The organism is Paenibacillus sp. FSL L8-0494 (assembly GCF_038003695.1).
Lineage (GTDB): Bacteria > Bacillota > Bacilli > Paenibacillales > Paenibacillaceae > Paenibacillus_AQ > Paenibacillus_AQ odorifer.
On sequence record NZ_JBBOPQ010000001.1, the window covers coordinates 2,473,740 to 2,487,740 of the forward strand.

The 14,001-nt window shown below is 41.7% G+C and carries 18 protein-coding genes and 1 tRNA gene; 14 read left to right on the top strand and 5 right to left on the bottom strand.

Annotated elements, in window-relative coordinates:
• Positions 1-58 precede the first annotated feature (58 nt).
• The 3 genes from NYE35_RS11005 to NYE35_RS11015 all read left to right on the top strand — a co-directional run bounded on the left by NYE35_RS11005 (position 59) and on the right by NYE35_RS11015 (position 1,384).
• Positions 59-631 (top strand): xanthine phosphoribosyltransferase, encoded by a 573-nt coding sequence (locus tag NYE35_RS11005; RefSeq protein WP_038569895.1) that lies wholly within the window; start codon positions 59-61, stop codon positions 629-631.
• A 101-nt stretch (positions 632-732) separates the two neighbouring features.
• Positions 733-1,050, top strand: coding sequence for a hypothetical protein (locus NYE35_RS11010; protein WP_036689410.1), 318 nt, complete (start codon positions 733-735; stop codon positions 1,048-1,050).
• Between the two features lie 115 nt (positions 1,051-1,165).
• Positions 1,166-1,384 (top strand): hypothetical protein, encoded by a 219-nt coding sequence (locus tag NYE35_RS11015; protein ID WP_036689413.1) that lies wholly within the window; start codon positions 1,166-1,168, stop codon positions 1,382-1,384.
• Positions 1,385-1,480: 96 nt separating this feature from the next.
• Here the strand turns inward: NYE35_RS11015 and NYE35_RS11020 are convergent, their stop codons facing one another.
• Positions 1,481-1,927 carry a hypothetical protein gene (locus NYE35_RS11020; protein WP_051491615.1) on the bottom strand — a complete coding sequence of 149 codons (447 nt, stop codon included), beginning with the start codon at positions 1,925-1,927 and terminating at the stop codon, positions 1,481-1,483.
• 182 nt (positions 1,928-2,109) lie between these two features.
• Between NYE35_RS11020 and NYE35_RS11025 the strand changes: the two genes are divergently transcribed.
• A tRNA-Leu gene (locus NYE35_RS11025) sits at positions 2,110-2,193 on the top strand.
• A 935-nt stretch (positions 2,194-3,128) separates the two neighbouring features.
• On the opposite strand, the gene NYE35_RS11030 is transcribed toward NYE35_RS11025, so the two are convergent.
• Genes NYE35_RS11030 through NYE35_RS11040 form a run of 3 tightly spaced genes read right to left on the bottom strand, consistent with a single transcriptional unit; the run spans position 3,129 to position 5,070 of the window.
• The gene (locus tag NYE35_RS11030) at positions 3,129-3,812 is read right to left on the bottom strand and encodes a hypothetical protein (RefSeq protein ID WP_036689417.1); all 684 of its coding nucleotides are present in this window, start codon (positions 3,810-3,812) and stop codon (positions 3,129-3,131) included.
• Complete coding sequence (locus NYE35_RS11035) at positions 3,812-4,702, bottom strand: ABC transporter ATP-binding protein (RefSeq protein WP_341120967.1); 891 nt, start codon at positions 4,700-4,702, stop codon at positions 3,812-3,814. Before NYE35_RS11035 ends, NYE35_RS11030 begins: the two co-directional genes overlap by 1 nt.
• Complete coding sequence (locus NYE35_RS11040) at positions 4,699-5,070, bottom strand: GntR family transcriptional regulator (protein WP_036689422.1); 372 nt, start codon at positions 5,068-5,070, stop codon at positions 4,699-4,701. Before NYE35_RS11040 ends, NYE35_RS11035 begins: the two co-directional genes overlap by 4 nt.
• A 200-nt stretch (positions 5,071-5,270) precedes the next feature.
• On the opposite strand from NYE35_RS11040, the gene NYE35_RS11045 reads away from it, so the two are divergent.
• A complete protein-coding gene (locus NYE35_RS11045; protein ID WP_036689424.1) occupies positions 5,271-6,080 on the top strand; it encodes a class I SAM-dependent methyltransferase in 810 nt (269 codons plus the stop codon).
• On the opposite strand, the gene NYE35_RS11050 is transcribed toward NYE35_RS11045, so the two are convergent.
• Entirely contained in the window at positions 6,072-7,319 is a 1,248-nt protein-coding gene (locus NYE35_RS11050) for a S8 family peptidase (RefSeq protein ID WP_341120969.1), read from the bottom strand. The two genes, NYE35_RS11045 and NYE35_RS11050, sit on opposite strands and share 9 nt — an antisense overlap.
• 166 nt (positions 7,320-7,485) lie before the next feature.
• Between NYE35_RS11050 and NYE35_RS11055 the strand changes: the two genes are divergently transcribed.
• The 9 genes from NYE35_RS11055 to NYE35_RS11095 all read left to right on the top strand — a co-directional run bounded on the left by NYE35_RS11055 (position 7,486) and on the right by NYE35_RS11095 (position 13,971).
• Positions 7,486-7,857, top strand: coding sequence for a hypothetical protein (locus NYE35_RS11055; RefSeq protein ID WP_051491616.1), 372 nt, complete (start codon positions 7,486-7,488; stop codon positions 7,855-7,857).
• A 194-nt stretch (positions 7,858-8,051) separates the two neighbouring features.
• Complete coding sequence (locus NYE35_RS11060; protein WP_341120971.1) at positions 8,052-8,753, top strand: hypothetical protein; 702 nt, start codon at positions 8,052-8,054, stop codon at positions 8,751-8,753.
• 25 nt (positions 8,754-8,778) lie between these two features.
• Positions 8,779-9,330, top strand: coding sequence for a GNAT family N-acetyltransferase (locus NYE35_RS11065; protein ID WP_341120974.1), 552 nt, complete (start codon positions 8,779-8,781; stop codon positions 9,328-9,330).
• Positions 9,331-9,553: 223 nt separating this feature from the next.
• Entirely contained in the window at positions 9,554-10,591 is a 1,038-nt protein-coding gene (locus tag NYE35_RS11070) for an ABC transporter substrate-binding protein (protein ID WP_341120975.1), read from the top strand.
• Between the two features lie 16 nt (positions 10,592-10,607).
• Positions 10,608-11,597, top strand: a complete 990-nt coding sequence (locus NYE35_RS11075; RefSeq protein WP_051491618.1) for a FecCD family ABC transporter permease — start codon at positions 10,608-10,610, stop codon at positions 11,595-11,597.
• Between the two features lies 1 nt (position 11,598).
• Positions 11,599-12,378, top strand: a complete 780-nt coding sequence (locus NYE35_RS11080) for an ABC transporter ATP-binding protein (protein ID WP_036689433.1) — start codon at positions 11,599-11,601, stop codon at positions 12,376-12,378.
• Between the two features lie 44 nt (positions 12,379-12,422).
• Positions 12,423-12,950 carry a HugZ family pyridoxamine 5'-phosphate oxidase gene (locus NYE35_RS11085; protein ID WP_341120978.1) on the top strand — a complete coding sequence of 176 codons (528 nt, stop codon included), beginning with the start codon at positions 12,423-12,425 and terminating at the stop codon, positions 12,948-12,950.
• A 3-nt stretch (positions 12,951-12,953) separates the two neighbouring features.
• Positions 12,954-13,397 (top strand): DinB family protein, encoded by a 444-nt coding sequence (locus NYE35_RS11090; RefSeq protein ID WP_076104632.1) that lies wholly within the window; start codon positions 12,954-12,956, stop codon positions 13,395-13,397.
• Between the two features lie 166 nt (positions 13,398-13,563).
• Positions 13,564-13,971: a MerR family transcriptional regulator gene (locus NYE35_RS11095; protein WP_051491619.1), complete on the top strand. Its 408-nt coding sequence runs from the start codon at positions 13,564-13,566 to the stop codon at positions 13,969-13,971.
• Positions 13,972-14,001 lie beyond the last annotated feature (30 nt).

Consider the following 14,001-nt stretch of genomic DNA (forward strand, 5'->3'; position numbering starts at 1 on the left):
CAGTGATTAATTTGTACGGAATGTCTGCGATTATAAAGGGTATTGGAGGTTCAAAGTCATGGAAGTGTTGAAACAGCGGATTTTGGAAGAAGGTGTCGTCGTTTCGGATGAAGTGCTGAAGCTGGATGCACTGCTAAATCATCAGGTTGATCCACAGCTTACGATGGAAATGGGACGGGAGTTTGCCGGGAGGTTTGCGGACTCAGGAATTACACGTATTGTGACCGTTGAATCCTCGGGCATTGCCGTGGCATTTGCCACCGCGTATGAATTAAAGGTGCCGCTAGTTTTTGCACGCCGCAAAAAAACTCTGTTAGCTGATCCAGATGCGCTTTGCGAAAGAGTTCCGTCTTTTACAAAAGGTATCGTTACTGATATTATGTTGTCTCGCCAATTTATCTCTCCAGAGGATAAAATCCTCTTTATCGATGATATTATTGCCAATGGTGATGCAGCGCGTGGGTTGATTAAGATCATTCAACGTTCTGGCGCTGAGCTAGTTGGTCTTGGTGTTGTAGTTGAAAAAAGCTTTCAGGCAGGGGCTCGGACGATCAGAGAGCAAGGCATTCGTCTGGAGTCACTCGTAAGAATTACCTCTCTAAATGGAGGCACCATCGAATTTGGGGAATAACCTAATTGGCAATAAGAACAGGCCTATTTTTTAAACAACTGCTTTTCACCCTATGGATTTTCCTTTATAATAAAAATTAGACATAGGGAGGAGGCGTCACAATGGGGAAAGAACCGGTGACTGAACAATTTTTTATTGATAAATTAACCGAGGCCAAGGATCATTTCGAGCGTGCGCTGGACTGCAAACACACGGAATTCGACGATCTGTATCCCTATATGATTGAACATCCTCAGTTTTTTTGGTACAAACGCTATGTAGCCTGGTCAGAGCTTCTGACAATCAAAGGTTTGTGTGAAGAGTTATCCTTTCCTTGGAGGGAAAAATTCACTACTAACCAAGTGGAGTATCTGGAGCAACGTGTGATGTCCGCTAAAGTTCTTGACTTCTGGTTTGAGAAGAATGAAGCGCTGATATAAGAATGCTTTAGTAGACATGCAAGTCGTTAATTGCCTACATGAGACCCAGATGATTTATCATTTGGGTCTTTTTTCTGAGACTAAATAGGACAAGCTATGACAGGAGGGATTAATGATGATTAGCGATGAGCAATTGGATGCTTACCGGATTTCCGGTGAGAAAATTCGTGTAGTGCGCGATGGCTTGGAAAGTAACGACGTAAAAGGGATAGTTCTTGCATGGGATGATTCTCAGGTGATGATACGTCGTCAGAATAGACGAGTAGTGAAGCTGGATCGCAATTATTTATTCCAGCCATTTAGTGAACCAAGACAAGATCCGGATAATATATAATTTTTACAGTAATAATATCCGCAGTAATAATCTTCATAATACAAAACAGCTCCTCGCCCTACTGGGCGGGAGCTATTTCTGTAATGTCATTTGGGACTATATAGTTAGAGCAAGTTCAGACGCATTCTCTTCTCTGGAGAGTATGGAGAGTTCTGTGGACAGTCCAAGATACGCGCGCATGCGCAGCATCATTTCTCTACGGAAGCCTGGCCATAATATATTCATCTCTCCTTGAAATCCTCTGCAGGAATATAATGCTTCGACTCCTCGCTGATCTTGGCGAACGGTAGTAATCTTCAAATCATGGGAGCTCAGCTCGCGCGTAACCTCTTGAAGCATTAGTGACGTCTTCTTAGTGGCACCAGATACGAGCTCCATATATAGCTGAGGGGTCTTAAACAGGCCGCTTCTACTGATTACACGGCAGTCGCGTTCGAAAACTTTATGAATAAACGTTAGCAGCAAATAGCTTCTGACCAGGGACAGTTCTTCTTTAGTTACTTCTTCATCAATAATGGATGTGTTTAGCTTCGTAGTCGCCATTATAAATCACCTCATTTATATTATGCGAACTTTTGTTCTCATTATACCTTATATTCGGCAACAAAAGCAATAATTATCCATAAATTAATGAATGATAAGAAAATGACGGAAATATATTGACGTTGGATTCTCAGCGTGGTATGATCTATCTTGTGACCGCAATAAGCGAGTCATTATAATACGCGGTCATGGCGGAATTGGCAGACGCGCTGGCTTCAGGTGCCAGTGGTAGCAATATCGTGGAGGTTCGAGTCCTCTTGACCGCATAGCTAAGAAGGATTATAGAACTGCTCCAGTAGCAGTTTTATAATCCTTTTTTTTTGTGTTTTTCAGCAGACGGTAGTGCTTAAGCGAAAGAAATCTTTAAGAAACATCTCCTGAGGCTTACGGACCCAGATGAAGCTATTTGCTCATTTATCGCTTTTTGAGCATAGTATCGGACCCCAGTGCAGCTATCGCATAGGAAAAGGATCGAATTTGGCGTTTTTTATGCCAATAGCGACTGTGGGGTCCGATAGGAATCTAAATGTGCTCTAAAGCTGCGAATAAGGTCAGCTGAGTCCGATAGCATCTTCGTACGCGCAGATTGGAGAAATACTAATTTGTGTTTTACTTCTAAGCTACTCACCCCGCGGAATCATCATCACCTAAGGCTTACGGACCCAGCTGACGTTATTTGCTCATTTATCACCTTTTGAGCAAAGTATCGGACCCCAGTGCAGCTATCGCATAGGAAAAGGATCGAATTTGGCGTTTTTTATGCCGATAGCGACTGTGGGGTCCGATAGGAATCCAAATGTGCTCTAAAGCTGCGAATAAGGTCAGCTGAGTCCGATAGCATCTTCGTACGCGCAGATTGGGAAATACTAATCTGTGTTTTGGTCCTTCGCTATCTGCAATAGAGGCACTACGTTCTGCTTTAAGCTACTCGCCCCGCTGAGTCCGATAGCGCCTTCGTACGCGCAGATTGGCGAAATACTAATCTGTGTTTTGGTCCTTCGCTATCCGCAATAGCGACACTGAATTTTGCTTCTACGCTACTTAACCCGCTGAGTCCCATAGCAACTTCGCGCGCGCAACTATGCTCGAATCCAATGAAGTTTGTTGTCTAGATCAAAGTCTAAGACACGAAAAAAAACAGGTGCACCCAGCAACCATTGCATGGCTATTGGGACACACCTGTTTTTTATGGGATAATGAATTACACGGTTGCTCTACGCAGCATCAAAAACGATAAAAGAGCGTACACGACTGTCAGAGGCATGGACCACAAGGCAAGTTCAAATGCGGTATATCCAGCAAACCAGTTAAAGAGGTCTACCCACCACTGATTATAGGTCATTAACAATACGCCGAGACTGCACAGGATAAACGTAACCCCTGAGAAAATGAACAAACCGCTTCGGCCAAATCTCCGGAAGATGCTGGATATCATTAGCCCCAGAAAAAACATATTAAGAAAGAGCACAAAATACATCCACAGCTGTTCCATGGCATTACCATCATTTAAAAAGGGCAAATGAAAATAATGTAGTTCCAAACCCCAGCCACCCGTAAGCTTGCTTTCAATGATTGCGAGCAGGTAGAGGAGAATTGAGTAGGTGGCGCTAGTTATAATAGCCATTAAGGAAGTGCCTATGAAATAATCCGTTCTTCGTTGGCTTAAGCCCAGAGCAAAAGGGAAGGTCTGCACCAAAATGAGTATACCGGTAATTAACATATAAATGAAGATAGAGACGAGACCGCCGGTATAGATTGGTTCTTGGATGAAAGAAGCGACGATGACATTTACCAAGAAGCTGGATAACAAGATTACCCAAGGCGTATACAACCATAACCACTTATCTCTGAAATGCATTTTTAACATACCTGCCGTAGGATTCATTACACGGTCACTTCCTTTCCTAGAGATTTTTCATTTGTGAGATGAACAATTAATTGCTGTAAAGATACAGGTGAGATTTCTAAGCCTAACTTTTCAGCATGTGCTTGATCCTTCACGTTGAAGCCGATAATGGTGGCTGTAAGCAATCCGCCAAAAGACTCGCGGGAAATGACTTGTTTGCCAGCGATAAAATCTTCGATCTTTGCTGTCGCGCCGATTACCGTAACAGCTTGCCCACGAAGGGCTTCAGCATCTTCGTTAATAATTAGCTTGCCGTTGTCGATGACGATAACATGCTCTAAAAGCTGACTTACTTCATCGATCAAATGGGTGGACAAAACAACCGTACGTGGATTTTCAGCATAATCTTCAATTAGGCGATCGTAAAACAGGCTTCTAGCTACTGCATCAAGACCTAAATAGGGTTCGTCAAAAATGGTAAGCGGAGCACGGCTGGCTAGACCTACTACAATTCCTACAGCCGAGAGCATACCTCGGGACAGCTTTTTTATTCTTCTTTTTAATGGCAGATTGAAATCCTTGATTAAAGAGTGAGCATATTCCCGATCAAAGTTTGGGAAAAATAATTCGGATACCTCCAGTACATCGATGATTCGGTACGTGTCCGGATACCTTTGGCTTTCCTTAATGAAGCAAATCTGCCTGAGAACCCGGTTATTCTCGTACGGATGTTCACCAAATACGTTCAGGACACCACTTGTAGGGAAAAGCTGAGCTGTGATCATATGCATTATTGTGGTTTTTCCTGCACCGTTTCTGCCGAGTAGCCCGTATATCTTATTTTTCTCCAAAGAAAAACTGAGTTCATGGATGGCAGTGACATTTCCGTATGACTTAGTCAATCCTTTGATTTCAACGACTTCATTCATGACTTGTTGTCTCCCCTCTGAATCATAATTGTTAATTGATCCAACGTAATTCCTAATTTTTCAGCTTCACGGATCATGGTTACTACATACTGTTCATAAAATTGTTCTTTTCTCTTCTCCATCAATACTGCACGCGCTCCAGAAGCTACAAACATACCGATTCCTCGTTTTTTGTACAATATCCCTTGATCCACAAGCAAATTCACACCTTTCGCAGCCGTAGCCGGATTGATCTGGTAGAAAACAGCAAACTGATTTGTCGAAGGAACTTGTGACTCCTCCAGCAGTGTTTCTTCGATGATGTCATTTTCTATTCGTTCGGCGATCTGCATAAATATCGGTCGTGTATCATCCATTAAGTTTCCCATGTATTCACCGCCAACTCCATTGGTTAGTTAGTTATGTAATTAACCATATATGCAACGAAGTTAATTGTCAATATTTTTTAATTATTTTGGGCTGTATCCACATAAATAAAGGCTGCCCAGAATGCTCTGGATAGCCTTTTATTTGCATTACATAAATGCTATGATTTTGTCCTTGGTAAAAAAGAAGGGGGAGTTCAGCTATGAATGATTATGGTCCGGATCTGTTCAAAGATACTGCAAGCTATTACACCAGATATCGCCCGCTATATCCGTCCTCACTGATTCGATATCTAGTGAACAAATTCTCACTTAACGGAGAGGGCCGGTTGCTGGACTTAGGTTGTGGTACTGGGCAGTTAGCGCAAAGGTTTACGGATTGGTTCGAAAAAATTGTTGGCGTAGATACTGAACTAGAGATGCTAGAAGAAGCAAAGCTGTTATCAAAGTACAACAGGGTTGAGAATGTTAGCTGGCAACAGGGGAGAGCGGAAGAACTATCCAATGACTGGGGTTCCTTTCGTCTCATCATGATGGCTAAGGCGTTTCACTGGATGGACCGAGAATCCATTCTTGAAATTCTCTATCACAGTTTAGATGATAACGGCGGTATTGCTGTAATTGATACTTTTAATGAACAACAAGAACCGTTACCTTGGCAACAAAAGGTAGATGAAGTAGTGAAACGCTGGTTGGGTGACGAAAGAATAGCCGGGAACAGTACATATAGACATCCACAAGAAAGACATGAGGATGTTGTAAAGCGATCCAGTTTTACAGATGTTGAAAGACAGGTGTTATCGAGTTATTCCATCACTTGGACTGTTGATTCTATTCTAGGAAATTTGTATTCTACGTCTTATGCCTCTAAGCGATTATTTAGAGATAACTTAGAACGTTTTGAAGATGATATGAAATCAGCTTTATTAGAAATAGAGCCTACAGGTATATTTACAGAGGAATTGTCGGTTTCAATCATTACTGCCTTTAAAAAAGAAGCGGATTTACGATAAGAATCGCGCATTGATCTCACCGCATCCTGCTGTGTTAGGACTTAGTTTAAGGCGAAATGTGTTCTTTTTTAGTATGGATTTTACTTGCTTAGGCGTAAGTGAAGGGTTCCTCTGGAGTAGTTGCGCGATCACACCCGAGACGATAGGTGTTGAGACACTGGTACCGGACAGCACAAAGTAATCTTTAGCTATCCGCAAATAAGGAAGCTCGCGATCCAGCTTGGATCGTGGGGCACGAAGGGAGATGATCGTTTCGCCTGGAGCAACGAGATCCGGTTTCTTCCTTCCTCCCGGTGCGGGTCCACGACTGGAGAACCAAGTGATTCGGTCGTCCGCTTGCGTGAGCGTGCGACGGTCATCCACTGCACCGACAGTAATTGCTGAAGGACTAATCCCTGGAGATTCGATCGTACTGCGTCCCGGTCCGCTGTTTCCAGCTGCTATTACAACGTTCAGTCCGGCTTTAATTGCTTTTTCTACAGCTTGGCAGAGTGGATCATCTGAACAAGGAAGATTCACCTTACCTCCGAATGACATCGAAAGAATACGAAGATTAAGTCTTCTCCGATTCGCAATACACCATTCAATTCCTTTAATGATTGTGGAATCATATCCATCGCCATTTTTATCGAGTACTTTGACACCTACTATCCCTGCCTCTGGAGCAGGGCTTTTGTATTTTCCTTTACTCATCCAACCGTTGCCTGCTGCATCCCCTGCGATATGAGTTCCATGGCCGTTATCGTCATAGGGCTGTTTTCTATGATTGATAAAATCTTTAAAAGCAACTATGCGGTTAACAGGGCGAAACAGGTCAGGGTGCCGATACACCCCTGTATCAAGAATAGCAATATTAATCCCTTTTCCGGTAAGCCGCTTTTTCTTTTGGGCAGCTGTGGAATCAATGGATGGTGTCGCTATATTAAGGGATGTTTTTTTGACTTGATCCAAATAAATTTTTTCGATACCATCCCAGCGGCACATCCGGTTCAGGCAGTTCTTTGAAACTTTGGATGATATCGAATTGAGCAGGTGAAGATGATGTCTGATCGGAAGGTCGTGGGATTTTAAATGGTTTTGTAAAGACTGTAGCTGGGCTGTAGTTATTTTTTGTTTGAATTTAATGATAACTGGAATGGAATTTGCCTTATGTGCTGGAAGATAGGAACGTTGAACTCTTTTTCTCAAAGAATGGTGCATTTTCGAATGATATTGCTCTAGCCATTTTTGACCGTTCATTAGTAATGAATCACCTCTTGAAGGTATTATATGCACTGCAGAGCTAGTGGACACGAAACTATGAAACTAGGATTTAACACATTTTCAGATTTGTAGGTGAAAGAGAGGTCAAACATTACGATTCTTGCATTTACTAACGTATCCTAAAAAGAAAGTGGTGAAGTAAATGGCAATTATTAAAAAACCAGTTAACAAGAAAGCAGTTATGGCTAGCAAAGTTCTCGCGGCTAAAAAAGCGAAAGCAGCTCCTACGAGAAAGAAACGTAGAATTAGACAGACTCTGGATAGATTTATTGTTGTTGCTATTGGTACAAATGCAACGGGTACACCTAAAGATACTACGGGGTGGTCAGCTTCATTGAGAGCTGGAACTACAACGGTAACTGCTGATTTTGACGAATTTGGTGTAGTTAGATTCCCAACAATTAGTACCTTAACATCAGTACCTTATCTTCTCACTTTAAGAGATGAGAGTGGAGCTACTATAAGAAGTTTTAACGTTCCCGCAGACCGCGAATTTTTTGTGGCTAGATTCTAGTTTGGACAAGCCAGGTCAAGTAAACAGCATGTGTCGATTTTATATCGATGCGTGCTTTTTTTTATGTATTTTTCTAACTTTGATTCAAGTGAGTGATTTGTTACAGACAAACAGAATGGGGGGATGCCATACTTTCAGCATCATAATTTTGGGAATATAGTACAAAAATGGACATAAGGCGGGTGAGAGGTTTCGTGAAAGAAAAAGGGAATATATCAGGTATTCAATATTTTTTATTAGGACTGCTTGTATTTTTAATGTTAGGAATGGATATGTTCATCATGGGATTAGATCAATGGTTATGGGGGGATTTGTTTAATATAGACGACTTTTTTGTCAGCCCTTGGTACGTACTAGTTGTTCATTGGAGCATAGTCACCATATTGTGGTCAGTTGGAGCTATGATATTTCTACTTTGGTTCAGGAAGAGGAAGTTGATTGAAAAGGTTATATCTTTGCGTTGGAGCTCTAAGGTCATTCCTTTATTAATTGTAGCTTTTATATCAAGCTTTTTGTTCGCTGTGTTGGAATTTTGGATTAATGGGGAGAGCATTCCACAGATTTATAGAGAATATGAAAACTTCAAGTTAGAACATGGTTTTATGGGCATATGGGTTGCCTTGGTTCAAAACATATATTACATTGTGGAAGCTGTACTAGTTGTACTATTGGTTGCGCTAATGCAGTCTGCAGGAGAAGTATGGTTTAAGAAACCTTCTCTTCCTTATGGCGGAATAGGTTTAATGCTGACTTGGGGATTAGGTCATTTGACACATGGTCTGCAAAGCGGCTTGTATATTACTGCTTTTTCTTTGGTGTTTGGCTGGCTGTTTGTGAAAGCGAGTAAGCAGTGGTGGCCAAGTTTTCTGTTCATCTGGCTTGTATTTGTTTTATAATATTTAGATTAACGGGGGGATACCATTGTACAATCCAGAGAAGAGAACAATTACTACTGAAAGATTGATTTTAAGACCTTTTGCATTGTCTGATGCACAGCGTGTCAGTGAGCTCTGCAATAATTATAATGTTTACAAAAGTACATTAACTCTACCTTATCCATACCCCATTGAATGTGCGTTATCATGGATTGAAACACATGAAGATGAGTTCAATAATGATAATTCATATGAATTCGCTATTACTGATAAAAATACAAACGAGCTGTATGGTGCTATAGGACTGAAAAATAACCGGACACACAGAAACGGCGAGCTTGGATATTGGATAGGTGAGGAACACTGGGGTAATGGATATGCTACAGAAGCAACAAAAGCGGTCATTAATTTTGCTTTTACAGAAAAACATTATCACAAAGTGTATGCCAGATTCTTTGCTACAAATCCTGGTTCGGGACGGGTTATGCAAAAATCTGGCATGCTGAAAGAAGGCGTTTTGTTACAGCAAATTTATAAAGAAAATGAGTTTGTGGACCTTATTCATTATGGGATTTTAAATACGAGAGCTACTGACTAACGCTTGGATCTCATACACCACTATTTGAAGTCACGCCCATTGGGCGTGGCTTTTTTTATTAGAAATGCTAGTCCGCTTCAACGGACAATAATGAAATTCCTTCTTATTTAAAATTAAAATAAAATTCTTGACACTTCTCATTATCATAGGAAGCGATTAGTGAAAATGAAAATCATTATCACTACATGAAACGTATAAATATACATATTCGGAGGGATAGATTTTGAAAAAATTATTAGTACTCCTGGTTGTTGCAGCGCTTACTGCAATGACTGCTTGTTCGTCTACTGATACAACGGACAATCGAAAAAATGAAGCAGTAACGAATACAACTGCTAATGAATCGAAAGAAGCGAATGCAGCAAATACAACAGAAGTAGCGAATACGGCGGAAGCTGCCGGCAAGGTGTACAGTCTGGAGAATGATGGTGTGGATGAAACGTTGTTCAACGAAGCGTTAAGCCAATTCCCAGCCACAGTCCCGGAGCGTATTGTAACAACTTCTGTACCGTTAACAGAAATGCTTTATTTGCTCGGCATAACTCCGGTAGGTGTACCTACTTCAACGAATCCAATCCCTGCTGATTTCGAAACAATTGATCGTATTGGATCTCCTATGGCACCGGATCTGGAAGTAGTGACAAAACTTGAACCAGACTTGCTGCTGGGAGCGGAATCACTTCGCAGCACATTAGACAAATCGCTAGAAGGAATCGACCTACAAAAAGCATATTTGAGAACAGAATCATTCGAGGATTTAAAGCTTAGCCTCAAAGTTTTAGGCACTTATTTTAATAAAAAAGATGAAATGAATGCTGCTTTAACTAAGATTTTGGACAAAGAAAATGAGCTGAGTCAATTAGCCGAAGGCAAAGAGCTGCCAAGCGTGCTGCTCGTAATCGGAACCGCGGATTCTTTTATGGTCATGAGTGAGAAATCTTATTTAGGTAGCTTGGTGAATAAGCTTGGTGCTGATAACATCGCAACTTCTGTATTGCAAGTTACTGACACTTACTCACCTATTAATATGGAGAACATTGTAGCCGCTGATCCAGACATCATTCTCGTACTCGCTTCAGGCGACCACGGAGCGACAGAGGATAAGTTCAAAAAAGAAATAGAGAAAAATGAAACTTGGACAAAGCTCTCAGCTTATGCAAATAACAAAATCAACATTCTAGATTACAGCGTATTCGGTGTTACTTCGATCCTTAACGCCGAGACAGCCTTAACCGAAATTGCAAAATACTTCTATGAATAATTAAAGGAGACAGCAAGTGATAAATACATCTCGTAGCAGAATTATTGTTATTGTAACGTTAGCACTTGCGCTCGTTGCCGCTATAATTGCGATTGGACTAGGCTCAGTATACATTCCTATACCAGACATCCTAAGCACAATCTTTGGGTCAGCGGCAAAAGCGGTGAATGCCACCATCATATGGGATATTCGTTTGCCGCGTGTATTACTGGCGATGATCATTGGGGCAAATATCGCGGTTTCAGGCGCTCTGCTGCAAGCTGTGATGGGCAACCCACTTGCTGATCCAGGATTGACCGGTGTAACGAGTGGGGCGGCTGCATGTGTGCTTGTCATTATGCTTGCAGCACCACAATATACGGAGTTTATTCCAATTGCGGCTTTTGTTGGTGGACTAATCGCTGCAGGGATTGTATATGCATTAGCGTGGAGAAGAACCGGCATTTCGCCGATCACTATTATTTTATCAGGAGTTGCTGTGAATGCTCTTTGCGGGGGATTAATAGGACTCCTGACCATCATGTACAGCGACAGACTTCCGGCAGCAGTCCAATGGTTGAACGGCAGTTTGGCTGCAAAAGGGAACAATGCCTTGATGATGGTTTTCCCGTATGCCATTGCAGGCTGGATCTTATCCTTTTTCGCGATCCGCAAGGCGAATATTATACGTTTAGGCGATCAGGTGGCTTCGAATTTAGGTGAAAATGTGGATCGAATTCGTATTCTACTTTCCTTGCTGGCAGTATTTCTAGCGGCTATCTCTGTAGCGGCTATAGGGATGATTGGCTTTGTTGGACTTGTTGTGCCACATATGGCTCGATTGTTGGTGGGTTCAGACTATAAATTTCTTTTGCCGATGAGTATGGGACTTGGAGCATTGGTATTGTTGATAGCAGATACAGGTGGACGTACCTTATTTGCACCTTTAGATATTCCTGCGGGTATCCTTATGGCGGTGATCGGTGGACCATATTTTCTATACCTGATGAGAAAGAAGGCGTTCTAACATGTTTACTGTCGACTCTATTTCGATTCGGTATGAGCAGAAAAACATTATTAACAACTTCTCTTTTTCCGTAAAAAAGGGTGAAATCGTCTCGATTATAGGACCAAACGGTTCAGGTAAATCTACATTACTTAAGGCGGTATCACGACTAATTCCATATCATACGGGTGCGGTCACACTCGAGGGTACGGATCTAAAGTCCATGACTGCCAAACAAGTGGCTCGAAAAATGTGCATGCTGAGCCAGAAGAACCAAGCGCCTAATGATATGACCGTGATCGATCTCGTCTCCTATGGAAGGTATCCTCATAAAAAATGGTTCGAAAAATTAAATCATGAGGATATGGAGATTGTCCACTGGGCACTGGAAAAGACACATTTAAAGGATTATAAGGATCGAGCAGTTTCCTCGTTATCCGGTGGTGAATCACAGCGTGCTTGGATTGCTATGGCCTTGGCGCAGCGCCCTTTGGTTATGTTGCTTGACGAACCGACCACTTACTTGGATATTTCGCATCAGCATGAAGTTCTTGAGCTAGTACGTGAGCTAAATCAAGACATGGGGATGACCGTCGTGATGGTGTTGCATGACCTCAATCAAGCCTCTACCTATAGTGACAGTATTGTTGTGGTGCAGGCGGGTGAAAAAGCGATGTATGGGACACCAAATGAAGTTATGACAACCGATATGATCCGGAATATATACCGAATGGATGCCGAAGTTCAATATGTTCCTGCAGAGACGAAACCTCGTATTCATTTGCTAAGTACCGTTCGCTAGATTCGTGGCTAGATTACATAACCTATTAATGGAGGGATTTTATAATGAAGAAGCCTGTAGATGTAGAGAAAAATAAAGAAAACTATTTGCAATTTATTGCGAATCGTAAAAATCTGATTTTGAGCTTAATAGATGACGAAGGAAAACCTTTTATCAGCTATGCTCCTTTTGTTAAGCATGAAGGCAAACTTTATATTTACATTAGTAAGATCGCCGAACATTACAGATATATGGAAAATAACGAGTTTGTAGATGCGCTTCTAATTGCAGATGAGTCTGCGACGAATAATAAATTTGCAACGGAACGTGTGCGATGGAATTGCACAGAAAGCAATATCGGGAATGACGGGCATGAGGAGATCTTTGAATTGTTTAATGCTGATCATGGGGCGGCAATGGTGAATTTGCTGCGTGGATTGGATTTTTCACTGTTTGAATTGACACCTGTCCAAGGGCGTTATGTTGTTGGTTTTGGCTTGGCCTTTGACATCGACGTAGATGCGAACCTGTTCAATCATGTGGTGATCGACAAGAAAAAAGACGAAGAAGCCACTGTACAAGGGAGCAAATAATCTATGACTTTCACTTTAGTGTTGCCAATCTGGCAAGCGGTACAAACGCGATTTCATAAAATGGTGAAGGCATTGCCGGAAGAGGATCTTAACCTTAAGCTAGGGAACTCTACGATTGGGGGATTAATTCAGCATAATGCGGAAGTTGAGTTTATGTTCGCAGAGTGGTTTTTTGCAAGACCTAATCCTCTAGGCGACAAGGCAGCATATTCTACATTGAATGAACTCGTTGATCTGCTGACTGTTTCCAATGAGAATCTAACTGCTGCGATGCAGGAATTTCCGGAAGAAGCGTGGCATGTGAGTGTGGATTCGGCTTTTGGCACATCTACACCGCTTGAAGCGATAGGCAGGCTTATGTATCATACAGGCATTCATGCCGGACAGATTTCGCTTATACAGAAAAATGCAGTCCGAAGTGAAGTGAGTAAATTGGGAAATGATTGATGAGAAAACGGCAGAAATGTCGTTTTTTTCGTGCGTAAATAAGGAGTTTTTAAAAGGGAGCTTGGTTACTTGTTGACGTTCTTTTGATGTCCCTTGATGGCCTTTTGATGTCCTCTGCTGCCTCTGAATTTGGTATAATGTAGGGGATTATAAGGGGGCGCTGATTATGACAGAATACTTGCGAGGCCAAATTGCTAAAATGGCGAATGTGAATATGGAGACGTTAAGGTATTATGAAGAGCTCGGATTAATTAGCACTCCCTTACGTTCAGAAGCTGGTTATCGTCTTTATTCGGATGAGGTGCTTAGCCGACTTGTTTTTATACATAATGCTAAACTGTGTGGTTTCACTTTAAAGGAAATCAAGAAGGCGCTCACTAAATCTGAAAGCAGCGGCATTAGCATAGATGATTTTGTAACTGTTGTGGATAAGAAAATGGATCGAGTTCGTGGCGAAATTGCAAAACAGGAAATAAAACTAACAGCCCTCGCAGATTTGAGAAAAAATTTGTTAGCCACAGATAAACATCCAGGCGTACAGTCCACGCTCGAAATCCTAAAAATGGATTCTTAACTTGACCTTGTAGTCTCCTACAGACTTTAC